19 protein-coding genes are annotated in these 23,322 nt (G+C 68.5%); 7 read left to right on the plus strand and 12 right to left on the minus strand.

What is annotated here, in order from left to right:
* Window positions 1–60 precede the first annotated feature (60 nt).
* The 3 genes from PCK14_RS01985 to PCK14_RS01995 form a co-directional block, all read right to left on the minus strand.
* Entirely contained in the window at window positions 61–2,526 is a 2,466-nt protein-coding gene (locus PCK14_RS01985) for an HAD-IC family P-type ATPase (RefSeq protein ID WP_269936976.1), read from the minus strand.
* Window positions 2,527–2,643: 117 nt separating this feature from the next.
* Window positions 2,644–4,086 carry a class I SAM-dependent RNA methyltransferase gene (locus PCK14_RS01990; protein WP_269936774.1) on the minus strand — a complete coding sequence of 481 codons (1,443 nt, stop codon included), beginning with the start codon at window positions 4,084–4,086 and terminating at the stop codon, window positions 2,644–2,646.
* A 22-nt stretch (window positions 4,087–4,108) separates the two neighbouring features.
* Window positions 4,109–6,079 (minus strand): APC family permease, encoded by a 1,971-nt coding sequence (locus tag PCK14_RS01995; RefSeq protein ID WP_269936775.1) that lies wholly within the window; start codon window positions 6,077–6,079, stop codon window positions 4,109–4,111.
* A 198-nt stretch (window positions 6,080–6,277) separates the two neighbouring features.
* Here PCK14_RS01995 and PCK14_RS02000 point away from each other — a divergent pair, with 198 nt between their 5' ends.
* Together PCK14_RS02000 and PCK14_RS02005 are read left to right on the plus strand one after the other, a co-directional pair.
* Window positions 6,278–6,949: a potassium channel family protein gene (locus PCK14_RS02000; RefSeq protein ID WP_269936776.1), complete on the plus strand. Its 672-nt coding sequence runs from the start codon at window positions 6,278–6,280 to the stop codon at window positions 6,947–6,949.
* Between the two features lies 1 nt (window position 6,950).
* A complete protein-coding gene (locus PCK14_RS02005; protein ID WP_269936777.1) occupies window positions 6,951–7,610 on the plus strand; it encodes a potassium channel family protein in 660 nt (219 codons plus the stop codon).
* A 33-nt stretch (window positions 7,611–7,643) separates the two neighbouring features.
* Here the strand turns inward: PCK14_RS02005 and PCK14_RS02010 are convergent, their stop codons facing one another.
* The 4 genes from PCK14_RS02010 to dut all read right to left on the minus strand — a co-directional run bounded on the left by PCK14_RS02010 (window position 7,644) and on the right by dut (window position 10,036).
* Entirely contained in the window at window positions 7,644–8,282 is a 639-nt protein-coding gene (locus PCK14_RS02010; RefSeq protein ID WP_269936977.1) for a DUF3159 domain-containing protein, read from the minus strand.
* Between the two features lie 75 nt (window positions 8,283–8,357).
* Window positions 8,358–8,687 (minus strand): hypothetical protein, encoded by a 330-nt coding sequence (locus PCK14_RS02015; protein ID WP_269936778.1) that lies wholly within the window; start codon window positions 8,685–8,687, stop codon window positions 8,358–8,360.
* An 11-nt stretch (window positions 8,688–8,698) separates the two neighbouring features.
* Window positions 8,699–9,475 (minus strand): DUF3710 domain-containing protein, encoded by a 777-nt coding sequence (locus tag PCK14_RS02020; protein ID WP_269936779.1) that lies wholly within the window; start codon window positions 9,473–9,475, stop codon window positions 8,699–8,701.
* A gap of 51 nt (window positions 9,476–9,526) precedes the next feature.
* Window positions 9,527–10,036 (minus strand): dUTP diphosphatase, encoded by a 510-nt coding sequence (gene dut, locus PCK14_RS02025; protein ID WP_269936780.1) that lies wholly within the window; start codon window positions 10,034–10,036, stop codon window positions 9,527–9,529.
* A 96-nt stretch (window positions 10,037–10,132) separates the two neighbouring features.
* On the opposite strand from dut, the gene PCK14_RS02030 reads away from it, so the two are divergent.
* Window positions 10,133–10,621 (plus strand): DUF3093 domain-containing protein, encoded by a 489-nt coding sequence (locus PCK14_RS02030; RefSeq protein ID WP_269936781.1) that lies wholly within the window; start codon window positions 10,133–10,135, stop codon window positions 10,619–10,621.
* A 10-nt stretch (window positions 10,622–10,631) separates the two neighbouring features.
* Here the strand turns inward: PCK14_RS02030 and PCK14_RS02035 are convergent, their stop codons facing one another.
* Window positions 10,632–10,937 carry a DUF4193 family protein gene (locus PCK14_RS02035; RefSeq protein WP_269936782.1) on the minus strand — a complete coding sequence of 102 codons (306 nt, stop codon included), beginning with the start codon at window positions 10,935–10,937 and terminating at the stop codon, window positions 10,632–10,634.
* 271 nt (window positions 10,938–11,208) lie between these two features.
* On the opposite strand from PCK14_RS02035, the gene sepH reads away from it, so the two are divergent.
* Window positions 11,209–12,483 carry a septation protein SepH gene (gene sepH / locus PCK14_RS02040; RefSeq protein WP_269936783.1) on the plus strand — a complete coding sequence of 425 codons (1,275 nt, stop codon included), beginning with the start codon at window positions 11,209–11,211 and terminating at the stop codon, window positions 12,481–12,483.
* A gap of 61 nt (window positions 12,484–12,544) precedes the next feature.
* Here the strand turns inward: sepH and PCK14_RS02045 are convergent, their stop codons facing one another.
* From PCK14_RS02045 to PCK14_RS02055, 3 genes are all read right to left on the minus strand, one after another.
* A complete protein-coding gene (locus PCK14_RS02045) occupies window positions 12,545–13,780 on the minus strand; it encodes an alkaline phosphatase family protein (protein ID WP_269936784.1) in 1,236 nt (411 codons plus the stop codon).
* Window positions 13,781–13,784: 4 nt separating this feature from the next.
* Window positions 13,785–14,465: a DUF5998 family protein gene (locus PCK14_RS02050; protein WP_269936785.1), complete on the minus strand. Its 681-nt coding sequence runs from the start codon at window positions 14,463–14,465 to the stop codon at window positions 13,785–13,787.
* 85 nt (window positions 14,466–14,550) lie between these two features.
* Window positions 14,551–17,220, minus strand: coding sequence for a bifunctional acetate--CoA ligase family protein/GNAT family N-acetyltransferase (locus tag PCK14_RS02055; RefSeq protein WP_269936786.1), 2,670 nt, complete (start codon window positions 17,218–17,220; stop codon window positions 14,551–14,553).
* Between the two features lie 83 nt (window positions 17,221–17,303).
* Here PCK14_RS02055 and PCK14_RS02060 point away from each other — a divergent pair, with 83 nt between their 5' ends.
* Entirely contained in the window at window positions 17,304–19,919 is a 2,616-nt protein-coding gene (locus tag PCK14_RS02060; protein ID WP_269936787.1) for a DNA gyrase/topoisomerase IV subunit A, read from the plus strand.
* Between the two features lie 18 nt (window positions 19,920–19,937).
* Window positions 19,938–20,456, plus strand: a complete 519-nt coding sequence (locus PCK14_RS02065; protein WP_269936788.1) for a DinB family protein — start codon at window positions 19,938–19,940, stop codon at window positions 20,454–20,456.
* Between the two features lie 6 nt (window positions 20,457–20,462).
* Here PCK14_RS02065 and PCK14_RS02070 read toward each other — a convergent pair whose 3' ends face one another.
* Window positions 20,463–21,452: a GNAT family N-acetyltransferase gene (locus tag PCK14_RS02070; RefSeq protein ID WP_269936789.1), complete on the minus strand. Its 990-nt coding sequence runs from the start codon at window positions 21,450–21,452 to the stop codon at window positions 20,463–20,465.
* Between the two features lie 92 nt (window positions 21,453–21,544).
* On the opposite strand from PCK14_RS02070, the gene PCK14_RS02075 reads away from it, so the two are divergent.
* Entirely contained in the window at window positions 21,545–23,314 is a 1,770-nt protein-coding gene (locus tag PCK14_RS02075; RefSeq protein WP_269936790.1) for a LamG-like jellyroll fold domain-containing protein, read from the plus strand.
* The last annotated feature ends 8 nt before the right edge of the window (window positions 23,315–23,322 follow it).

Raw genomic sequence — 23,322 nt, forward strand, 5'->3', positions numbered from 1 at the left:
TCCTCTCGCCACTGCTTTTATCTTTGTCACGACGGGGGCTCAATGCCAGTTAGGCACGCCTTACTCGCGCTCGGACACCGCCCCGCGTTTCTTCAGGAAACGGTAGAGCAGCTCGATCGCCAAACATCCTGCAGCTGTCACGGCAATCGTAGCCGCTAACAAGCCCCCGCTGGGAATGTCCAAGGCAAAGAATCTGCGGGCAAACGGCACCGCCATGACGAGCACCAGTCCAAGCACCATGGCCGCCACCAGCAAGGCCCGCCACTTGTCGAAGGGCCGGGCCAGTGCGCCGAGCACCCACAGCGCCACGAGCAGCACCGTCATGGTGGTGGCCGTCTGGGCCTGCGCCACCACTTCCTCGGCCGTGACCGAGGGGTTCGGGAAGGCCCTGGCGAAGCTGTACACGGCCATGATGCAGGCAGCCACGATGGTCCCGGAGGGGATGGCGAACATGAGCGTCCTGCGCAGGAAGCCCGGCTGGTAGCGCCGCGCGTTGGGCAGCAGGGCCAGGAAGAACGCGGGAATGCCGATCGTCATGGAGCTGACAATGGACAGCTGGCGCGGCAGGAACGGGTACCGCCACATTAGAATGCCGATGGCAATGGAGATCAGGATGGCGTAGGTGGTCTTGGTCAGGAACAAGTTGGCCACGCGCTCCACATTGGCAATCACACGCCGCCCCTCGGCCACCACGGACGGCAAATGCGAGAATTGCCCGTCGAGCAGCACCAGCCGGGAGACGGCCTTGGTGGCCGCCGCGCCGCTGCCCATGGCGATGCCAATGTCGGCATGCTTGAGCGCCAGGGCGTCATTGACGCCGTCGCCCGTCATGGCCACCACGTGCCCGCGGCTTTGCAGCGCCAGCACGATCGCCTTCTTCTGCTCCGGGCTCACGCGCCCCAGCACGCTTTCACGCGCCAGCACCGCGGCCATCGCCTCCAGCTCCTCCGGCAGCTCGCGGGCGTCATAGCCGTCGCCGTCAAACTCGAAGCCCACCTCGCGTGCCACGGCGGCAACGGTGCGCGGGTTGTCGCCGGAGATGATCTTCAGCGACACGCCCTGCTCCCGGAAGTAGGCCAGGGTCTCCCCCGCGTCGGGACGCACTTTTTCGTGGAACGTCAGCAGGGCCACGGGCTTGAGCCCATCGAGTGTTGCTTCAAGGTTCGACGGCGTTTCCCCGGCCGGGGCCTGTTCGCCGCGGTGCGCGAGCACGAGGGCCCGCAGGCCGTGCGCGGAGGCGGCGTCGGCTGCGGCAAGTGCCTCATCCGCCCCGGCGCCCGCCAGGACCATCTCGGGGGCGCCCAGCACCCAGTCGCCGGCCGCGGGGCCGTCCCCGTCCGCTGCCCCTGCGAACGTCACGGCGCTGTACTTGCGGGCGCTGCTGAAGGCCAGCTCCGCCACGGGTTCGCGGTCCGGCAGCTGCGCATGGGCCCCGGCCAGCGCGGCGGCGGTGGCATTGGCGTTGGGGTGGGCCCCCATCCAGGCCAGGACCTGCTCCCAGCCGGGCACCGAGGCCAGCACGGCGGTGCTGGCCAGTTCCATGCGACCCTCGGTCAGGGTTCCGGTCTTGTCCAGGCACACCATGTCGACGCGGGCCAGGCCCTCCACGGCGGGCAGTTCCTGGACCAGGACCTGCTTGCGTGCCAGGGTCACCGCGGCCATGCCGAAGGAAATGCTTGTCAGCAGCACCAGGCCCTCGGGGATCATGGCCACGATGCTGGCCACTGCGCTGACCACGGCGATCCGCCATTCGCCGGAGGAGATGGCAGCGGCCCAGCCGCCGTGGGCGCTCATCTGGCCGTTCACCACGAGCAGGATGATGGGGATCAGCGCCCAGGCAATGTAAAGGATGATGCGGTTGATGGAGTTGCGGATCTCGGAGTTGACCAGGGAGAAGCGCCGGGCCTCGGCCGTGATTGCCGAGGCATAGGACTCGGCTCCCACGCGGTGCACGCGGGCAGTGCCGTAGCCGGCCACGACGGCCGAGCCGGACAGTGCAGTTGCCCCTGCGGCCTTCGGCACGGGGTCCGACTCCCCCGTCAGCAGCGACTCGTCGATCTCCAGGGCCTGGGCGTCCACCACAATGGCGTCGGCCGGGACCTGGTCGCCGGTGCGCAGCAACAGGAGCTCGTCCTGGACCACCTCGCCCACGGCAATGTCCAGTTCCTGCCCGCCCCGGCGCACCCTGGCACGCGGCGCGTGCAGCACGGCGAGCCTGTCCAGGGTGCGCTTGGCCCGGTATTCCTGCACCACACCAATGGCCGCGTTGGCCAGCACAATGAAGCCGAACAGGGCGTCGCGGGGGTCGCCCACAAGGAGCACCACGGCCAGGCAGCTGCCCAGCACAGTGTTGAACAGCGTGAACACATTGGCCCGGACAATGGCCCAGATGCTGCGGCTGCTCTCGTGCGCCACGGCGTTGCTGAGCTCGGCGGCCCGCCGCTCATGGACCTGCGCGGCGGACAGCCCCTCGCGTTCCAGGACGGCCGCATCCACGGGGGCAAGCCCGGCACGGGCATGGGCCATGGCGGCGCGGCGGTGTTCGTCGCGCCGCTCGGCAATCACCGTGCCCTTGGGCTTGTTGCGGGTGAGGTCGCGCCGGGGCGGGCGCACCTTTGCAGCCGTCGGATCCACGTGCAGTTCCTAGCTCCTGGTGCGGGCCTTGGCGGGCACCAGCAGCGCCACGGTCTCCACGTGGTGCGTGTGCGGGTAGAGGTCGAACGCGCGCAGGCGTTCCACCTGCCAGCCGGCGTTGGCAAAGTACCGCACGTCGCGGGCAAACGCGGCCGGGTCGCAGGAAACGTAGGCCACGGCGGCGGGTGCGGCGGCAACAATGGCCTTCACCACGTCCTTGCCGGCGCCTGCCCGGGGCGGGTCAAGCACGACGGCGTCAAAACGGTGCCGCTCCTCGGGCGCCGGGCGCCGTCCACGCGGTCCACGGACCGTGCCCAGGACCTTTTCCACGCGCCCCTGCACAATCTGCACCTGGGTGCTGGCGTGCAGGTTCTTGCGGGCGTCGCGGCTCGTGCCGGCGGAGCCCTCCACGGAAAGAACGTTGCCGTCCGGGCCCACGGCGTCGGCCAGCGGCGCCGTGAACAGGCCGGCGCCGGCGTACAGGTCGGCAACCTGGGCACCGTCGTTGAGGTGCCCGCCTTCCAGCAGGAAGCCCAGGGCCGCGTCGGTCAGGACCTTGGGGGCGTTGCGGTGGATCTGCCAGAAGCCGTCGCCGGTGACACGGAACTCGTGGTCGTCGGTGGTTTCACGGACCCAGCCGCGCCCCGCAACAACCTCAATGGCACTGTTTTCGGGGTTCCAGCGGGCCACCGACGGGGCTGTTTCCAGTGCGGCCAGGGCGCGGGCCACGCGCTTGATGGCGCCGCCGGCTGCCTTCTCACTCAGTTCCGCGGCCGGTGCCAGCAGCACCAGGACGCCAGAGCCGTTGGCCGGTGCGGCCACCTCAACGCGCTCAATGCCGGTGAAGTCGATCTCCCACAGGCGCAGCTCGTTGATGGCGGGCAGGGCCAGCGGCATCTCCTGGATGGGGACAATGGTGTGCGAGCGGTGGGCGTGCATGCCCAGCCGGCCGGAGGGTGCCACGGCAAAGCTGACGCGGGTGCGCCAGCTTTGGCCGGCCTGCTGTTCGGGGGTGCCGTGCGTGTCCACATCCTCGACGCCGGCGGCGAACAGGGCGTCGATGCGCTCAATGTCCAGCCCGCCCAGGCGTTCGAGCTGCTCGCGCACCACGGAGGTCTTCAGGGCCAGCTGGCCGGTCCGGGACACGTGGCCGAACTCGGCCCCGCCCACGGGAACCGTGTTGCGTGCGGCGGCGCGCAGGGCGTCTGCCTCGGGCCAGAAGTGGGGCACGCGCTCGGGCGAGGCGACCACAACATTGGTCACATCCGCGCGCCAGAACTTGGCGTCGTCGTCGTGCTCGGTGAGGGAAATGTCCACCGTCTCCCCGGGCAGGGCGTGGCGGACAAAGATGACGCGGCCTTCGTGCCGGGCAACGCAGTGGCCACCGTGGGCCACCGGCCCCACGGTGACGGTGAGGCGGGGGGTGCTGGTGGGCTCGTTCATGGGCTCCATGCTGTTCTTTTCTTAGCTTCGGTTAATCCTGGTACTTCTTCGCGTCGGTGGAGGACTTCAGTTGCCAGGGCACGCTGGCCACCACCACACCGGGTTCAAAGTGCAGCCGCGTCTTGATGCGCAGGGCAGTCTGGTTGTGCACCAGCTGCTCCCACCACTTGCCCACCACGTATTCCGGGATGTAGACCACGATCAAGTCGCGCGGGGCGTCCTGGCGCATGGCCTTGATGTGGCTGATCAGCGGCGTCAGCGTCTCCCGGTACGGGCTCGCCAACACAGTCAACGGTACCGGGATTGCCAGCCGCTCCCAATCCGCAACCGTCGCCTCGGTTTCCGCGGCGTCCAGGTCAACAGTGATCGCCTCCAGCGTGGAGGGCCGGGATGCGCGGGCGAAGGCCACCGCGCGCAGCACGGGCTTGCGCACGTGCGAGACCAAGATCACCGCGTGGATGCGCGCCGGCAGGGCCCGGACGGCGGAGTCGGATTCGACCGCGAGCTCCTTGGCCACGTTCTCGTAGTGGGCGTGGATGCTCCACATGATCACGAACAGCACGGCCATGGCCAGCAGCGCAATCCAGGCACCCTGCTCAAACTTCGTGACCAGCACGATCAGCAGCACCGTCAGTGTCATGCAGAAACCGATGGTGTTGATGACCCGGGAGCGTTTCATGCGGAAGCGCAGCGACTTGTCCTTGACCTTGAGCAGTTCCCGGCCCCAGTGGCGGATCATGCCGAGCTGGCTGGCCGTGAAGGAGATGAAAACGCCCACAATGTAGAGCTGGATGAGGCGGGTGACGTCGGCGTTGAAGGCGATGATGAGCACCAGGGCGCCGGCGGCCAGCAGGATCACGCCATTGCTGAAGGCCAGCCTGTCGCCGCGGGTGCGCAGCTGGCGGGGCAGGTAGCCGTCCTTGGCCAGGATGGAGGCCAGGACCGGGAAGCCGTTGAAGGCGGTGTTGGAGGCAAAGACCAGGATGGCGCCGGTGGCGGCGACGATGATGAAGAACGGGATGGACCCGGCCCCGAAGATGGTGGAGGCAATCTGGCTGATGGAGGGGTTCTGCACATAACCCTCCGGCGGCGCCACGCCGTTCACCAGGAACTCGGTGTGGGGGTCGGCCACAATGTGAACATCGGTGGCATCGGCCAGGAACAGGATGCTGGCCATCATGCCGGCGGCAATGGCGCCGAGCAGCAGCAGCGTGGTGGCGGCGTTCTTGCTCTTGGGCTTGCGGAAGTTGGGCACGCCGTTGCTGATGGCCTCAACACCTGTCAGTGCGGCGGCGCCGGAGGAGAAGGCTCGCAGCAGCAGGAACGCCCCGGCAAGTCCCACCAGGCCCTGGTTGAAGGCCGCCTCGGGCACAATCTCGAAGTCGGCCGACGGCGCCCGGCCCAGGGTTCCGGTGGCGGCCTGGAAAAGCCCTGCGGCCGTCATGGCGAAGATGCAGAACATGAAGATGTAGGTGGGGACGGCGAAGACCGTCCCGGCCTCGCGGATGCCGCGCAGGTTGACCAGGGCCAGGATCACCACGCCGACGACGGCGATCAGGGCCTGGGTGCCGTGCCAGCCGGGAATCGCGGTGGCCAGGTAGTTGGCGGCCGAGGACATGGACACGGCAACCGTAAGCACATAGTCCACCAGCAGGGCCGAGGCCACCGTGAGCCCGGCGCCCTTGCCCAGGTTGACCGTGGCAATCTCGTAGTCGCCGCCGCCTGAGGGGTAGGCGTGCACGTTCTGCCGGTAGGACGCCACAACCGTCAGCAGCACCAGCATGACGGCCAGGCCAACCCAGGGCGAGAGCGACACTGCCGCAACACCGGCCAGGGCCAAAGTGAGCAGGATTTCATCGGGCGCATACGCCACTGACGACAGCGCGTCGGAGGCAAAAACCGGAAGCGCAATGCGTTTGGGCAGCAGCGTATGGGCGAGCTTGTCGTTGCGGAAGGGCCGCCCCACAAGGACTCGCTTGAACGCGTTGAAGAAGTTCAGCACGCGGGTAACGCTAGCACCACCGCCGCGCCTTGGCCCGCGCGTGGCACACTGAAGCTGTGCGCCGCAACAAATCAAGTGGCCACGACTTGACCCGGGGTGCCAATGCAACGTGAAATTGGTACCCGCACCGCATGCAATGGCATGTGGCACCAAGGGCGGGGACGGCAGCTTTGCCGCCCGCCATGACAAGGAGCATGAGTGGCACATTTTGTGATCATGGGCTGCGGCCGTGTGGGGGCCACCCTGGCCCACACCCTTGAGGACTCCGGGCACTCGGTGGCCATCATCGACCAGGATGAGCGGGCCTTCCGGCGCCTGCGCACCGGTTTTGGCGGGCGCAAGATCACCGGCGTGGGCTTTGACCAGGACACGCTGAAGCAGGCCGACATTGAGAACGCCTACGCCTTTGCCGCCGTCTCAAGCGGCGACAACTCAAACATCCTGGCCACCCGCGTGGCGCGCGAAACCTTCCATGTGGAGCACGTGGTGGCCCGCATCTACGACCCCGGCCGGGCCGAGATCTACCAGCGCCTGGGCATCCCCACGGTGGCCGCCGTGCGCTGGAGCGCCGACCAGGTGCTGCGCCGGATCCTGCCGGAAACCGCCATCAAGGGTGACTTCCGTGAACCGTCCGGGCGCCTGATCCTGACCGAGTTGTCACTGCACGCGGGCTGGATTGGCCGGCACATCCTGGACATTGAGAGTGCAGCGCGCCTGCGCGTGGCCTACCTGACCCGTTTTGGCGAGGGCATGCTGCCAGGTCCCGACACGAGCTACCAGCAGGGCGACATTGTGCATGCCATGATCGTCAGCGCCCAGTCCAGCGAAGTCGCCTCAATCCTCTCCGCAGCACCCCCGAAGGAGTTCTAGCATGCTGGTGGTCATAGTTGGTGCGGGCAGCGTGGGCTGCTCGATTGCCAAGGAACTGCTGTCCAACGGGCACGAAGTGCTGCTGATCGACCCCAAGCCGGAGGTCATTGGGCGCAGCGGGCTCCGCGGAGCCCGCTGGCTCGTCGGTGATGCCTGCGAGATCAGCACGCTGCGCGAGGCCAAGTTGGAGGAAGCCGACGTGGTGGTCTCCGCCACGGGCGACGACAAGGTCAACCTGGTGGTCTCACTCTTGGCCAAGTCCGAGTTCGGCGTGGGCCGCACGGTGGGCCGGGTCAACAACCCGAAGAACGACTGGATGTTCGACGACTCCTGGGGCGTGGACGTTGCCGTCAACACGCCGCGGCTCATGACGGCCCTCGTGGAGGAGGCCGTGGAGATCGGCGACCTGGTCCGGCTGCTGACCCTGCAGACGGGTGTGGCCTCCCTCGTGGAGTTCACCGTCCCGTCGGATTCGCATGTCATCGGGCAGACCGTGGGCACCATTGACTGGCCGCACGATTCCACCCTCGTGGCAATCCTGCGAGACGAGGCACCCATCACGCCCAGCGCCGACGACGTGGTGGAGGCAGGCGACGAGCTGTTCTTCATCACCACCATCGCGGCCGAGAACGAGCTGCGCGCCCTGCTCTCGGCGCGCTGAGCGCAGCCGCCAGGCGGCCGCTGTGCGTGCCGCTCAGTCCCCGGCGGTGTCCGCCCCGGGGACCGGGCGGCTGACGAGCCAGGCGATCCACAGGCCGAACGCGTACAGCGGCACACCCATGAGCAGGCGCATGGCGCCCAGCGCATCCACCATCCCGGCAAAGTACAGCGGCAGCTGCACGGCCAGGCGGGCGGCCATGACGCCCACCAGAATCCAGGTGGCCACGCGGTAGGCGCGCAGCCGCTCGGGCCGCTCGCGCCACTTCAGGCCCTCATTGCGGGCGTAGCCGAACAACAGGCCCAGCACGGGCCAGCGGACGGCGATGGAAACCACCATGGCGGCAATGTAGCCGGCGTTCGTGTAGAACCCCACTGTGTAGTAGTCCTCGGCCTTGCCGGTCTTCATGGCAATGAACGCCGAAAGCGCCACGCCGGCGATTCCGGCCAGTGCCTGGGTCAGGGGCGTGCGCTGGATGAGCCGGGCGGCAAGGAACACCACGGCCATGCCCACGGAGCCCACGAGCGCCACTGTGAGGTCCCGGGTCAGGGTAAATGCCACAAGGAACACCAGGCCCGGCAGGATGCTCTCGGCAATGCCGCGCACTCCCCCGGCCGCGGCCAGCAGGTCAATGTGGCCGTTGTCCTTGCGGACCAGGGCGTTCTTGGCGGCCATCTCCTGGGCCAGCTCGGCAAACCCGGGGGTGGACTTTTCCTGCGCCGGGTTGTCTTCGGGGATTTGCTGGCTCAACTAGCTCTCCTGGATTCCAATGATTTCGTAGCGGGGGTTGTAGATGGTGGGCAGGCCGTCGCGCAGGGCCACCATGCCCTCCACCCGCAGCCGCGTCCCGGCGACAATGCCGGGGACGCGGCGTCGCCCCAGCCACACCAGGCGCAGCCGGTGGCTGGAGCCTTCCGCAGCGGCCAGGTGGGATTCCCGGTCGGTGAGGATGGCCGTGTACGCCGGCGCCACGGTCTCGGGCAGGATGGTGACGGCGTCAACCACGCCGGAACAGACCGCGCGCCCGCGCACGGGCAGCGCGGCGATGTCCACCGCCTGGGACCAGCCGCCTTGTTGCATGGGAAGCAAGATCAGCCGATCGCCGTGATTTCCGGTCCGCGGCGGAACGGTTCCCCGCCCTGGGCCGGTGTTGCGTGATCGGCAGCCACGCCACCCTGGGGACCGGCCACGGCGTCCTTGGGCAGGCGCAGCAGCAGCAGGTCGCGCGGGGGCAGCGGGGTTTCCCCGCGGACCACCACAACGCCGCGGAACAGGTCCTCGAGCTCGCGTGCCGCCTCGGTGTCCACGGCCGCGTTGCCGCCCAGCACGCCGCGCAGGAACCAGCGCGGGCCGTCGACGCCAATGAAGCGGGCAACACGGAAGCCCTTGCTGCCGTCGGTGCCCTGTGCGGGGACCTTGGCCAGGACTTCCTTGCCGAAGGTGCCGTCGAGGATTTCAATCTCGCCGCCCTGGGAACCGACCGACAGGCCGATCTGCTCGCGGATGTCGCGCCACAGCGCCTCGGAACGGGAGGCTGCAAAGGCCTGCAGCTGCAGGCTTGAGCCGTTCAAGTCCAGTGTCACGGCAATGACGCGCTGGGTGCTTTCCTCAACCTCCAGGCGCAGGGAGAGCCCTTCGCGCGGGGTGACCAGGAGGGCGCCGAGGTCCACGTAGCCGCCGGTGCCGTCCACCTCGGACGCGTCCAGGGGGCCGTGCAGTGCACGGTCGTAGGCGGTGTCGGAGGGGTCCGGCGGCAGGTCCAGCGTGCCCTGGGCAGCCGCACCATCAACTTCGGTGCCCACGGCAGCCTCTGCCGCCTCGGGCTGGTCCTCGTCCTTGTTCTTTTTCTTGCCGAACCCAAAAGCCATGGGAATTAAGACTCCTTGAAGATGATGAATCGGTGGATGGTGGAGGGGCGCTTACGCCTGCGGCGCAAAGCCGCCGGTGGAGCCGAAGCCGCCGGTGCCGCGCACCGAGTCGGGCAGCTCGTCCACAGCAATGAACTGTGCCTTTTCAACGCGCTGGATGACCATTTGTGCAATTCTATCGCCCCGGGACAAGGTGATGGAATGGCGCGAATCCGTGTTCAGCAAGGTCACCGACAGCTCGCCGCGGTAGCCGGCGTCGACAGTTCCGGGGCTGTTGACAATGGTGAGCCCCTGCTTGGTGGCCAGGCCGGAGCGGGGGTGGATCAGGGCCGCGAAGCCGAACGGCAGGGCAATGCTCACGCCTGTGGGGACCAGGGCGCGCTCGCCCGGGGCCAGCACCACGTCGATGCGGGTGCGCAGGTCCGCCCCGGCGTCCCCGGGGTGGGCGTAGCTGGGGGGTTCGATCCCGGCGTCGAGCATGCGCAGCTGCACGCCCAGCGTGGGCCGGTGCTCTTCGGGGTTGTTGAAATCGTCTGTTGCGGGGAAAGTCTCATGGGTCACAACAGGACACTCTATCTTGAACCGGGCGCCACCGTATGGCTGGCGGGGCACAGGGCCAAGGTGAAATGCCGCCCGAAAGATGGAAAGCTTGGGGGCATGTCATCACAATCGCCGCAGAGCGCCACGAGCCCCGCAACCGCCATCTACACGGAGAAGCTCTGGCCCAACTTCTGGGCCTGGGTGATTGTGGTGGGCCTGTCCGGGGCCGGCATCCTGATTTTCATCCCCATCAGCCCGCTGGCCGGCGGCATTGCCTTTGCCGTGCTGCTGCTGGGGCTCAGTGCCGCCATGATTGCCTCCACCCCCACGATTGTCGTCACCGCGGACACACTCCAGGTGGGGCGGGCGCACATTGAGCGCAAGTTCGTGGGCGACGTCAGTGTGTACAACGGCGATGAGGCAACGGAGCAGCGCGGCATCAAGCTCAACGGCCTGGCCTACCTGTGCATCCGCGGCTGGATCAAGCCCGTGGTGAAGATCAAGATCACCGACCCGGACGACCGCACCCCGTACTGGCTCACCTCCTCCCGCCACCCCGAACACCTTGCGGCGGCACTGCGCGGCGCAGGGCGCACTGAACAGTAGCGGGGCGGATTCAGCCTTCGCAGTCGCGGCAGTACTTCATGCCGTTCTTCTCCCGGGCCAGCTGGGAGCGGTGCCGGACAAGGAAGCATGAGCCGCAGGTGAATTCATCCGCCTGCTCGGCGAGGATCTCCACGGCCGACTCGTCAGGGGGGAGTTCCCCGCCGGGCAGTTCGTAGAGTTCGGCCAGCTCTGTTTCGGCCAGGTCCACCACGGCATCCACCCTCCGGGACCGGACGGAATCGGCCCGTCCGGAATCTTTCCGGGCAGGCCCGGAGCTGCGCTGCGCAGGGCGGGGCTGCTGGTAGCCGGTAGTCATGTGCACTTCCTTAGATATTGCTGCCAAGTCCGGCAGCCAAGAAACTCTGCAAACACCCTAAAGTGCAAAGCACCAACTGCAAAACCGGTGCAGGCCTGTGTGCGGGCCGAGTTCGCGGCTGGCTTAAGATTGCACCGCACGTCCTTGCGGGGAAGCTGCGGGTGGCACGTTTTTGCAAGCCATCTCGCGCCACGCCTGCGGCGGTAGTAGGAAATAAGGGACATCAATGGCAAAGTTTCGAGGGAACGAGTTGACTTTTTGGGAGGACGGCATGGCTGATCTGCGGCTGGTGGGTGTCCACGACGACGGCGAACACCTGCTGCTGAGTGGTCCCGGAGGAGACATCTACCTTCTTCCCCTGGATGAGGCGCTGCGCACCGCAGTGGGCAGGGGCACGCACCGCAGCATGCGCACGCCCCAGCAGTCCGGCGCGCGCATGACCCCCCGGGAAATGCAGTCCCTGATCCGCTCCGGGGCCACGGCCTCCGAGGTGGCCGAGCAGTCCGGGCTGTCCATTGAGGCCGTGCGGCGCTACGAGGGACCCGTGCTGGCCGAGCGCGAGTACATTGCCAACCAGGCCCGGGCCGTTGAGGTCGCCGCGGCCACCCCGCACAACGACGGCTACCGCACGGTCTTTGGCGAGGCACCGGCGTCCCTGGACGACATGGTCAGGCACCGCCTGGCCGCCTTTGGCATTGACCCGAAGTCCCTGCGCTGGGACGCCTGGCGCGACCGCGCCGGCGCCTGGACCGTCAGTGCTGACTTTGAGCAGGGTTCGGATCGGGCCGCCAGCAGCATTGGCGAGCCGGCCCCCGCCCTGTGGCGCTTCCATGCAGGGCGCAAGTCGCTGCACAACGCCAACCGCTGGGCGCAGCAGCTCAGCGAGCTGGAACCGCTGGACAGCCCCGTGCCCGAGCGCCGGCTCAGTGCCGTGGCCGACAAGCCCTTTGACGTAGAGGCCGAAGGCACGGCTGTGGACACCGAATCCGCTGATGTGCCCGAAGAAGCAGCACCGGAGCAGGATGCGGCCGGCTACCCCGGCCACGGCCTGCTGGACATGCTCCGTTCGCGGCGCGGTGTCCGGCTTGGCCTGGATGAGGACGGCGACGACGAACTGGCGGCCATGCTCGGCACGCACGTTCCCGGCGCCCACCCCCGCGACGAGGCCCTGTACAGCGCCCCCGAGGACGAGGTGCCGGAGACGGTGCCCGCCGATGAGGCACCGGCCCGGGAACGGCTGCGCAGCATCCCGTTCCTGAAGCTGGCACCGAGCCTGGAGGAGGGCCACGCCCTCGACGGCTCCTCCAGTGCCTTCGAGGTCAGCACGGAAACCCGTGAGATTGTGCTCTCCGGCGCGCCCTCGGCACCTTCCGAGCCGGAATCGCCTGAGGCTGTGCCGGCCGTGGAGCAGTCCACGCCGCCCGTCGAGGACGGCCCCAGCGACAGCGAGGTGACTGCACGCCTGGAACGCAAGGCGGCAGGCAAGCCCAAGCGCTCAAGCGTCCCCAGCTGGGACGAGATTGTGTTCGGCACCAAGGGCGACTAAGCCCCCCTTGGGACAGCAAAAACGGCGGGTGCCCCTGGCACCCGCCGTTTTTTGTTGCCTGTCAGCGGCGCTTGCCCCGGGCCTGCTTCGGCGTGACGGGGATGCGCAGCAGCGGCACCTCGCGTTCGCCCTTGGTGATGGATCCGTGCTGGCCCACCACCTCCATGGCCGCGGTGCGCACGCGGCGCAGGTCGTAGAAGGCCACGGCCTCGCGGGCCAGGACAAGAATATCCCCGATCCGCTCCCCCACACCCTCGCGCATTTCACCGAAGTATCCGGCCGCAATGGCCTGTTCCCGGGTCAGCACCCAGGCCTTCTTGCCAAAGCGTTCCAGCCAGGCGGCCATGAGGCGGTCCCGGTGGCTTTCCGGCAGGCCGGCCTCCAGGTACAGGTGCACCATGCGCGGCTCCCCCGCCGTGTGGCGCACCCCGTCAACCAGGTCCTCGAAGGCCGAGTAGTCGATGCGGGCGTTCCTGGGGACATCCACCATGCCGTGGTCGGCGGTGAGCAGGATCAGCGTGTCAGCGGGTGCGGCCGCGGCGAGCCGCTTCATGCCGGCGTCGAGCTCCTCCAGCTGGCGCTCCCACTGGTGGGAGTCGGCGCCGTGGGCGTGCCCGGCCTTGTCCAGTTCACTCCAGTACAGGTAGACGAGCGCCCGCGGTGTGGCTGCGAGGGCCTCCACGGCCTGCTCCACCCGGGCGTGCGTGGACACGGCGCCGCGGAAGGTGCCGCCGCGCAGGGCCGCCCGGGTCATGGGTGAGGTGGCGAAGTGCGGCAGGCTGACGGTGGTGCAGGGCACGCTGCCTTCGAGGCTCTCAAAAATGGTGGGGAACGGCTGCCAGCGCAGCGGGTCCACGCCGGCGTCCCAGTTGCCCAGCAGGTTCACCACCTTGTCCTGGCGCGGGTCCAGGACGTCGTAGCCCACCATGCCGTGCTGCCCGGGGACCGTTCCGGTGCCCAGTGAGGACAGCGAGGTGGCAGTGGTGCTGGGGAAGGCGGCGTGGAGGGTGCGCGGGTGCCCGCCGCCGGAATCCGCGGCCATGACCCCGCGCAGGAACGGCGCATGGGAGGCGCGCTGCTTGAGCTGGGCCTTGCCCAGCCCGTCAACCAGCACCACGCAGATGCGCTTGGCGGCAGGCAGGTTCAGCACGTTGGAGAAAGACTTCTCCCCCAGCACGGCGGCCGCGCTGCGCAGGACATCGCCAATTCCTGCCGTGCCGTAGGCCGGGGCGGCCGGAAGGGCGGGCTGGGCTGCCAGCAGCTCCTCGGCGGTCAGCGTTGCATCGCTGGCGGCCACGGCGTCAGCGGCGGTAATGGGAGCGGCCCAGCCGTGCACCGAAGGCCGGGAACTTGCCGCCGGCCATCGGGGTGTGGACGGGGGTACCTGCACCGGTGTTCACGGCGCGCAGGGCCCTGGCAAATGCCTTGGCGTCCGCCACGGCCTGCAGCCCCTCGGCCTCGGCGCTGATGCGCAGGGCAATGTCCTCCTGGGCAATGGTGCCGGAGTAGCCGTGGTCGGCGTCGCAGCCGGGGTCCCCGCACGACGACGGCCCCATCTCCACGCGCTGCCCGCCCGACCAGGCAATCGAGAGGGTCAGCTCGCGGGCCGGGTCGGAGGGCTTGTAGTCCTGCGGCTGGGCGTAGATGTAGCTGAGCACCACCGACTGGATCTGGCTGATGGGCACCGATTCGGTGGACACCTGGGCCACCATCTGCTCGCCCGACTCGTCCAGCTGGTGGTCGTCGACGTGCGTGATGACCAGCAGGTCCGCCGTCAGCACCAGCACTGTGATGTGGCGGTGCACCTCATTGCGGTCAAAGTGGGTTTCCAGGTGCACCAGGTGCGACAGGCTTTCCTGTCCGTCCAGGGCGTCGTTGACCACGTCGGCCACAAGTGTGGGATAAAAACCCGAGCGCTGGAGGGCGGATTCCAGGCCGCGGCCGGTCGTGTTGGCCGGGGCGCCGGCTCCGAAGCTGTTCATGCTCCCATTTTCGCATTTTGGCGGCGGCGTTGCGAACCGGCCGCAATGCGGGCACACGGACGTCCGCTGCGGACCGCCGGGCGGGCTAGGACATCATGGCCCGCCGGGCGCTGTCGGTGCGCCGGGCAGGGTTGCCGATGCGCAGCTCCGCGGCCAGCACCGTGACGGTCGTGGGCCCCACCAGGATCGGCTTGAACTCCAGGATCGCCACCTCGGGGTGTTCGTCCTTGAGCATGGCCACCCGCGCCACAAGATCCTCCAGGGCCGGCACATTGCCGGCCGGCAACCCCTCGTAGCCGAACAGCTTCACGGCCGCGCGGGGCGAACGGACCAGTTCGGCGGTGTCCGCCACGGACAGCGGCGGCACCCGGTGCGCCCAGTCGTCGAGCAGGTTCACGGCATCCCCGGACAGTCCGAAGGACACCACCGGCCCCAGCAGGGGATCCTCAATGGCGCGCAGCGTGCACGACTGGCCCACCTCGGCCATGCTCTGGACCTCCAGGGCCTTGTCGCCGTACGGCAGGAGGTACTTGCGCATCTGGGAGATGTTGCGCCGCAGCGACTCGGCGTTTTCAATGTTGATCCGCACCCCGCCCAGGTCCAGGCGGTGACGCAGGCTCGGGTCGAGGGTCTTGATGGCCACGGGCCAGCCCAGCCGCTCCGCCCCGGCCACGGCCTCCTCCGCACTGCCGAATGGCACGGATTCCAGCACCGAGATGCCGTAGTGGCCCAGCAGCTCACGCGCCTGGGATGGGCGCAGTGTCACCAGGCCGTCGCCCTCCACGCCGTCAAGCCAGGACTCCAGCAACTCCGCGGCGGCCTGCGGGTTGGTGCCCTGCGGCTGTTCGAACACGGGCGCCTCGAGCGTGAGCCACTGGGCGTGGCGCACCACGGCGGCCAGCGCCGCGATGGCCGCCCCCGGGCTGGAATAGGAGGGCAGCGTGCCGTGCATCTGACGGTTGACGTGGACGGAGACGTCAACGATCCCCGAAAACACGGCCAGGACGGGCTTGCCGGCCTCGGCCGAGCACTCGGTGAGCACCTTGGCCACGGCCTCCATGGACAGCCCCACCACGGGCAGCAGCGTCACAATCGCCGAATCTGCGCCGTCCAGGGCCGCCAGGACCGTGCGGCGCAGCAGCGGCAGCGCCCGGGACTGGCCCGTGTCCAGGTCAAGCCGGGAGTGCACGGCCGCCACGGTGAGCCCGTGCTGTTCGGCCGCATCGGCCACCACCGTCCCCAGCGCCGCGGAGTTGCCGATGATGGCCAGGCCGGGTCCCTGGGGCAGCGGCTGGCCCACCACGATCTGGGCCACGTCGGAGAGTTCCTCAATCGTGTTGACCCGCACGACGCCGGACTGCCGGAGCATGGCGTCCAGCGCACCCGCCGGGGCCTGGGTGGTGCGCACGGCGTGGCCCGGGGGCAGCCGCAGCCCCATGGAATCCGACTTCGCCACAATGACGGGCTTGCTGCGGGCCAGGCGGCGGGAGATGCGGGAGAACTTGCGCGGGTTTCCCACGGACTCCAGGTACAGCCCGCAGGCGGCCGTGTTGGGGTCGTCCTCCCAGAACTGCATCATGTCGTTGCCGGACACATCGGCCCGGTTGCCGGCGGACAGCACCGTGGACATGCCCACGTCGCGCCGGCTCAGCGAGGCAAACAGCGAAACCCCCAGGGCGGCCGACTGGCTGAAGATGCCCAGCCCGCCGCGCACCGGCAGGGCCGGGGCCATGGAGGCGTTCAGCGATATGGCGGGGTCGGTGTTGGCCAGGCCCAGGGAGGCCGGACCCACCAGTCGCATGCCGTTCTCCCTGGCCAGGCGCACCAGGGAACGCTGCCGCGCAAGGCCCTCGGCGCCGTCGTCCGCGAAACCGGCCGTGGCAACCACCAGGCCCTTCACGCCGGCCCGCCCGCACTGCTCCACCACTGCCGGAACCTCGGCGTGCGGCACGGCAATGACGGCCAGGTCCACCGGCCCCGGCACCTCGGCAATGCTGGCGTAGGGCATCATGCCGGAGACCTCCAGGGCCTCCTGGTTCACGGCATGCACGGCGCCTGTGAACTTGCCCTCCACAATGTGCTCGAGCAGTTGCTGGCCAATGCTCCCCCAGGATCGGCTGGCACCAATGACGGCCACGGAGCGCGGGGCCACGAGCCCGGCAACGCTGCGCGCCTCGGCACGGTGCTCGCGGGATTCCATGACGGCGCGGGACTTTTCCGTGGGGTCGATGTCGAAGTACAGCGAGATGACGCCGTCGTCAAAATGCCTGTGCACCTCGTAGCCGGCCTCGGAGAACACCTGGATCATCTTGCGGTTCTCCGGCAGCACCTCGGCGGAGAACTTGTCGATCCCGTTCTCGCGGGCCGCCGCGGCCAGGTGTTCCAGCAGGATGGAGCCCAGACCCTGCCCCTGGTGCAGGTCCGAGACATTGAAGGCCACCTCGGCCTCGGCGGGGTCATCCAGCCGGTCGTAGCGGCCGATCCCCATGATTTTCCCGCCCCGGGTTATGACAAATGCCACACGGTCGCGGTAGTCCAGTTCTGTGAAGCGGCGCAGCTCCTTGGCCGTGAGCTTGGACTTGTAGGTAAAGAAGCGCATGTAGATGGAATTCTGCGACTGCGCCATGTGGAAGGCCTGCACGGCGTCGGCGTCGGCGGCCGTCATGGGCCGCAAATGGCCCGTGGCGCCGTCGCGCAGCACAACATCGGCCTCCCAGTGGGCCGGATAAACGGGTGCTAGCTCTGCGTTCACCATAGAATCACTGTACCGACACGTTGCGGCAATGCCCGTCCGTGTCCCCCGCAACACCCCCATGCAGAAAAGGAAGCACCTCCACCATGGCCAAGCGCCAAGCCCCCGCAGCAGACGACTTCATCGAAAACATCGTTGACATTGATGTTTCCAGTGAAATGGAAGGGTCCTTCCTGGAGTACGCCTACTCGGTGATCTACTCGCGCGCCCTGCCGGATGCCCGGGACGGGCTCAAGCCCGTGCAACGCCGCATCCTGTACATGATGAGCGAGATGGGGCTGCGCCCGGACAAGGGCCACGTCAAGAGTGCCCGCGTGGTGGGCGAGGTCATGGGAAAGCTGCACCCGCACGGCGACACCGCCATTTACGACACCCTTGTCCGCATGGCCCAGGACTGGACGCTGCGGCTGCCGCTGATCGACGGGCACGGCAACTTCGGCTCGCTCGACGACGGCCCCGCCGCCGCCCGCTACACCGAGGCCCGCATGGCCTCGGCCGCCCTGGAACTCACCGGGAACCTGGATGAGAATGTGGTGGACTTTGTCCCCAACTACGACAACCAGATGCTGCAGCCCTCCGTGCTGCCGGCCGCCTACCCCAACCTCCTGGTCAACGGTGCCAGCGGCATCGCCGTGGGCATGGCCACCAACATGGCCCCGCACAACCTGGGTGAGGTGGTTGCCGCAGCCCGGCACCTGATCGCCAACCCGGACGCGACGCTCGAGGACGTCATGGCGTACGTGCCCGGCCCCGACCTGCCCTCGGGCGGGCGCATCGTGGGCCTGCAGGGCATCCGCGACGCCTACGCCGGCGGCCGCGGCTCCTTCAAGACCCGGGCCAAGATCGCCGTCGAACAGCTCTCCCCGCGCCGCGTGGGCCTGGTGGTGACGGAACTGCCGTACCTGGTGGGCCCGGAAAAGGTGCGCGAGAAGGTCAAGGACGCGGTCAACAACAAGAAGCTCGTGGGCATTGCCGACTTCGTTGACCTCTCCGACCGCAAGAACGGGCTGCGCCTGGTCATGGAGATCAAGAACGGCTTCAACCCGGCGGCCGTCATGGAGCAGCTGTACCGCTACACGCCGCTGGAGGAATCCTTCGGCATCAACAATGTGTGCCTCGTGGACGGCCAGCCGCAGACGCTGGGCCTGCTGCCGCTGCTGCAGGTCTTTGTTTCCCACCGCATTGACGTGGTGCGCCGCCGCACGGCCTTCCGGCTGGGCAAGAAGCAGGACCGCCTGCACCTGGTCGAGGGCATGCTGATCGCCATTGTGGACATTGACGAGGTCATCCAGATCATCCGCACCTCGGATGAGGTTGCCTCGGCGCGCGAACGCCTCATGGCCATTTACGACCTGAGCGAGATCCAGGCCAACTACATCCTTGACCTGCAGCTGCGCCGCCTCACCCGCTTCTCCATGGTGGAGCTGGAAACCGAGCGGGACGAGCTGCGCCGCGAAATTGCCGCCCTCGAGGCCATCCTGGGTTCCGAGGAACTGCTGCGCAAGCTCGTCTCCGATGAGCTGGGCGAGGTGGCGGCCAAGCATGCCACCCCGCGCCGCACGGTGCTGCTGGAATCCGAGGCCATGGCTCCGTCCGTGGCCAAGGCCCTTGCCGCCGGCCCGGGCGGAAAGCCCGGCAAGGCGGCCCCGCTGGCGCTGGAAATTGCCGACGACCCCTGCTGGGTGCTGCTCAGCGCCACGGGCATGATTGCCCGCACGTCCACGGCCGACCCACTCGTGGAATCCGGCGGGCGCAGCAAGCACGACGTGTTCTCCTCGGTCCTGAAGACCACGGCCCGGGCGGAGATTGGCGCCCTGACCTCGCTGGGGCGCATGCTGCGCCTGCAGGTGGTGGACATGCCTGTGCTGCCGCCCACCGCGGCCCTGCCCAACCTGGCCGGCGGCGTTGCGGCCAAGGACTTCATCACGCTCACCAAGGGCGAGACGCTCGTGGGCTTCGTGCCGCTGAACGCCGTCTTTGCCGTGGGAACGGCCGCCGGCGTGGTCAAGCGGGTGACTCCGGACTACCCGCTGAACCGGGATGACTGGGAGTACATTGCGCTCAAGCCCAAGGACGTGGTGGTTGGCGCGGCCGTCGCCGCAGACAGCGACGAACTGGTCTTCATCACCCGTGGCGCCCAGCTGCTGCACTTCAGCGCCGCCAGCGTCCGCCCCCAGGGCCGCACGGCCGGCGGCATGGCCGGCATCAAGCTCGCTGCCGGGGATGAGGTCATCTCCTTCACGGCCGTATCCCCCGGGGATCCCGAGGCCGTGGTGGTCACCGTGGCCGGCGGCCAGGACGCCCTGCCGGGGACCCCTTCCGGCTCTGCCAAGGTCACGGCCTTCTCCGAGTACCCGGCCAAGGGCCGTGCCACGGGCGGCGTGCGTGCGCACCGCTTCCTGAAGGGCGAGGACAGGCTCTTCCTGGCCTGGGCCGGGCATGGACCGGCCAAGGCCTCCACGAGCGCCGGTGTGGTCCGGGCGCTGCCCGTTGAACATGGGCACCGCGACGGTTCCGGTGTTGCGCTGGGTGCCGGCATTGACCTGGTGGGCCCCAGCCTTTCCGCGCACGACGCCGGCACCCCGGGCAGCGCCGCACCGGCGGCTCCCGCGGTGGGCACGCAGGCGCCGGCCGCCCCGGTCTTTGACCCCACCCCCATCACGGACAGCACGCAAGAGGCCTTCGAGCTGCCGCTGGACTAATCGGAATAGACTGGCCGCATGGCTATCACCCCCGATGAAAAAGACTGGACCTGGGTCCTGGAGCGCACTTGCCCCGAGTGCGGCTTCAACGCCCGCGAGGCTACCCCGGCTTCCGTGGCAACCACGATCCCGGCCTTGTTGCCGCGCTGGCAGGCGGCACTCAAGCGCGCCAACGTTGAGGAGCGGCCCGCTGCGGACACGTGGTCGGTGCTGGAGTACGGCGCGCACGTCCGGGACGTGTTCGACGTCTTCACCACCCGCCTGGAGCTCATGCTCAGCCAGGACAACCCCAACTTTGCCAACTGGGACCAGGACCAGGCGGCGGAGGAGGGCGGCTACTCCCGGCTGGATCCCGCCGAGGTGTCGGCGGAGCTGGTGCAAAACGGCCTTGATGCCGCATCTGCCTTTGGCGCCGTTGCGCCGGAGGCTTGGCAGCGGCGCGGCCTGCGCAGCAACGGTTCAGCCTTCACGGTGGAGACCCTGTCCGGCTATTTCCTGCACGACGTGATCCACCACCTGCACGACATTGACGCCTAGGCGGGGCTAGAGGGACTTGTCCCACGCAATGGTCACACGCCCCGGGATGGCTGTGTAGCCCAGGTTTTGGTAGAGGCCAACGGCGCCGCTGGGGTTCTCGGTGTCCACATCAAGGGTTGCCGCGTCCATGCCGGCGGCCTTGTAGCGTGCCATGGCATCGAGCAGGAGCGCCGGCGCAATGCCCCGCCCGCGCCAATTCCGGCGAACCCCGAGAATGTCCGTGTAGCCGCAGCGGCGGCCCTCCCTGGCCGCGGCATCGGCGTCGAACATGGACATTTGGTAGCCGGCCACCTCGCCGCTTGCGTCGTCAATGGCCACGGAGGACAAGTCCGGCCGGAAGCTCTCATGGCCCAGGAAGTACTCCCACTTTTCCGGGCTGCGGGATTCCGATCCCCAGTGGTCGGCAAAGGCCTCGTTGTGGGCCAGGCGCACCGCCTCGCCCAGCTCTGACCTGAACGGAACCACTGTGACGCCGCTGGGCGCAACCGGTCCCGGCAGTTCCTCAAGCGGGCGCTCCATCTCGGTGAAATAGCGGATCCTGCCAAAGCCCGCGGCCCTCAGCAGCGCTTCGTGGGGTGCATTGCCCTCGCGTGAATAGCACCGCGCGGCGGCCCCTGCCTGGCCCTCCACAGCGAAGCGGGCCCGTGCCACCTCCTGCTGCCAGGCCAGCACGGCGGAGCCGATGCCGCGGCGCTGCCAGAGCGGATCAACGCCGCCGAAGACAAATGCCACGGGTCCGCCGGGGTTCTTTGACACGTAGCCGTAAGCACGCGGCACGCCGTCCACGTCCACTCCCACCAGGGTGTTCTCCACGGCCGGGTTGACTGCGGACCCCAGGACTTCCACAAGGTCCGAGAGCTGGTCGTGCCAGGGCGCGTCCTCCGCCTCGGCAATGCGGACCACCAATTCCAGCAACGCATCCGCATCGGCCATGGCCAACGGCCGGAATGCCAATGCGGGAACCACGGGCAGGGACACAGCTTGCATCGAAGTCATGGCCCCAGCCTAGGCCAGGCCGCCACGTGTTTTCGCCCTCCGTTTACGCAACCGTGTCCGCCCGTTCAAAATGGCCCCGTACGGTCGCTGCCATGTCAACCACACTTTCACGCCGCAACATGCTTGCCGGCGGCCTCGCCGGTGCCGGTGCCGCCGCGGCCGCACCCTTCCTCCTCCCCCAGGCTGCCCGCGCTGCGGTGCCCGCCGCCCCGGCTTCCGCCTCCGGCAAGGTGTTCACCCTGGCCGTCATCCCTGACACCCAGTACCTGTTCGACGGCGAGTCGCTCCACCCCGAGCCCCTCGCCGAGACCATGAAGCACCTTGCGGGCATGAAGGACCTGGCCTTCGTGGCCCACCTGGGCGATGTGGTGCAGAACGGGCAGGCCCAGGAGGTCGCGGCCGCAAAAAAGCCCTTCGAGATCCTCACGAAGAAGGGCATCCCGTTCTCCGTGGTGGCCGGCAACCACGATTTGCCCAACTCGAACACCGACGACCAGCGCGGGCCCACCCCGTTCCTGGACGCCTTTGGGCCACTGGCCTCCCGCCGGCGCATTGCCCGGGATGCCGGGGGCTACAACTCCGCGTACACCTTTGACGGGGCGGGGACCGAATTCCTGCTGCTGGCCCTGGACTGGCGACTGTCCACGGCGGGCATTGCCTGGGCACGTTCCGTGCTCGAAGCCCATGCCGGGACGCCCACCATCATCACAGTCCACGATTCAATCAGCGCCGACAGCGGCACGGGCGTCCAGAGCGCCCACGGCAAATTGGTCTGGGACAAGCTCATCAACGACAACCCGCAGGTCTTCCTCAGCATCAACGGCCACTTCTGGCCCTCGGGGCGGATGGCCCGGGAGAACGCCGCGGGCAGGCCGGTTGAGCTGCACCTGGCCAACTACCAGCAGCTCTACTACGGCGGCGCAGCTGCCGTGCGCCTGTACCGCTTTGACCTGGAACGGGGCGTGGTGGATGTTTCCACCGAGGTGCCGCACATCGAGGCGGGCGGCCTCAACGAACTGGAGCGGGAGGAACTGCAGCTGACCGCGGCCACGGACCGCTTCTCCTTCGCCCTGCCGCCGTCGCTGACACCGCCGAAGCGCCGCGAGCCCCGGCCCGCGTCGGCAATGCTCATCCGCGGGACCGAGGCATACTGGCGCTTCGAGGGAACGGGGCCCCTGGCCGCGGGCCGGCGCATTGAGGACGCCTCGGGCCGGGGCAACACGCTGGTGGTGACAGGGCCGTCAACCGTTCCGCTGGCCTTTGCCGCCGCCAGCCACCCCGCCCAGCCGTCCGGGTCATCGCTGACATTCACAGGTTCAAAAGACACCGGCGCCTACCTGCTCACGGCGGACACCGCGCCCATCAACAAGGCAGCCTTTGAGCGCGGCTACACGTTCGAGGCCTTCTTCAAGCTGCCGGAGCCGTTCACGGGCGACTCCGCCTGGAGCGCCATCATCTCCCGCTGGGTGTCCGCCAAGGCGGCAGGGCGGGTCAACGGCGACGTCGACGAGCCCGCCGCGACGCTGTCAGTCAGCGGCGGCCCCGAGCTGCAGTGGTGCGTCTACCCCACCAACCTGGACCGCGGGGTGACCAACTGGGGCCACGAGCTGCGGACCTCCCGCTGGTGGCACGTGGCCGTTGTCAACGACGGCCGGCACACCACCATGTACGTGGACGGTTGCGCCGTGGTCCGCAACCCCTCCACCGTCAACAAGGGACTGGCCGGCGGGGAGGCCGGCGCACCGTGGGCCGTGGGCGCCTACTCGTGGGCGGGCGAGCTCGACAAGACGTGGCTGGGCTCCATCGGCGACATCCGCATCGTCTCGCGTGCGCTGGCACCGCGCGAGTTCATGATCGCCTGACGGCCACC

The organism is Arthrobacter sp. HY1533, from assembly GCF_027568515.1.
GTDB lineage: Bacteria > Actinomycetota > Actinomycetes > Actinomycetales > Micrococcaceae > Specibacter.

Coding starts and splice junctions, on each gene's coding strand:
- PCK14_RS01990 (WP_269936774.1), bottom strand. CDS start 4,086: ATGGAGCCCATGAACGAGCCCACCAGCACCCCCCGCCTCACCGTCACC.
- PCK14_RS02030 (WP_269936781.1), top strand. CDS start 10,133: ATGTCATCACAATCGCCGCAGAGCGCCACGAGCCCCGCAACCGCCATC.
- PCK14_RS02015 (WP_269936778.1), bottom strand. CDS start 8,687: ATGCAACAAGGCGGCTGGTCCCAGGCGGTGGACATCGCCGCGCTGCCC.
- PCK14_RS02065 (WP_269936788.1), top strand. CDS start 19,938: ATGGCTATCACCCCCGATGAAAAAGACTGGACCTGGGTCCTGGAGCGC.
- PCK14_RS02005 (WP_269936777.1), top strand. CDS start 6,951: ATGCTGGTGGTCATAGTTGGTGCGGGCAGCGTGGGCTGCTCGATTGCC.
- PCK14_RS02020 (WP_269936779.1), bottom strand. CDS start 9,475: ATGGCTTTTGGGTTCGGCAAGAAAAAGAACAAGGACGAGGACCAGCCC.
- PCK14_RS02050 (WP_269936785.1), bottom strand. CDS start 14,465: ATGAACAGCTTCGGAGCCGGCGCCCCGGCCAACACGACCGGCCGCGGC.
- sepH (WP_269936783.1), top strand. CDS start 11,209: ATGGCTGATCTGCGGCTGGTGGGTGTCCACGACGACGGCGAACACCTG.
- PCK14_RS01985 (WP_269936976.1), bottom strand. CDS start 2,526: ATGGCCCATGCCCGTGCCGGGCTTGCCCCCGTGGATGCGGCCGTCCTG.
- PCK14_RS02055 (WP_269936786.1), bottom strand. CDS start 17,220: ATGGTGAACGCAGAGCTAGCACCCGTTTATCCGGCCCACTGGGAGGCC.
- PCK14_RS02075 (WP_269936790.1), top strand. CDS start 21,545: ATGTCAACCACACTTTCACGCCGCAACATGCTTGCCGGCGGCCTCGCC.
- PCK14_RS02070 (WP_269936789.1), bottom strand. CDS start 21,452: ATGACTTCGATGCAAGCTGTGTCCCTGCCCGTGGTTCCCGCATTGGCA.
- PCK14_RS02035 (WP_269936782.1), bottom strand. CDS start 10,937: ATGACTACCGGCTACCAGCAGCCCCGCCCTGCGCAGCGCAGCTCCGGG.
- PCK14_RS02010 (WP_269936977.1), bottom strand. CDS start 8,282: ATGGCCGCCAAGAACGCCCTGGTCCGCAAGGACAACGGCCACATTGAC.
- PCK14_RS02060 (WP_269936787.1), top strand. CDS start 17,304: ATGGCCAAGCGCCAAGCCCCCGCAGCAGACGACTTCATCGAAAACATC.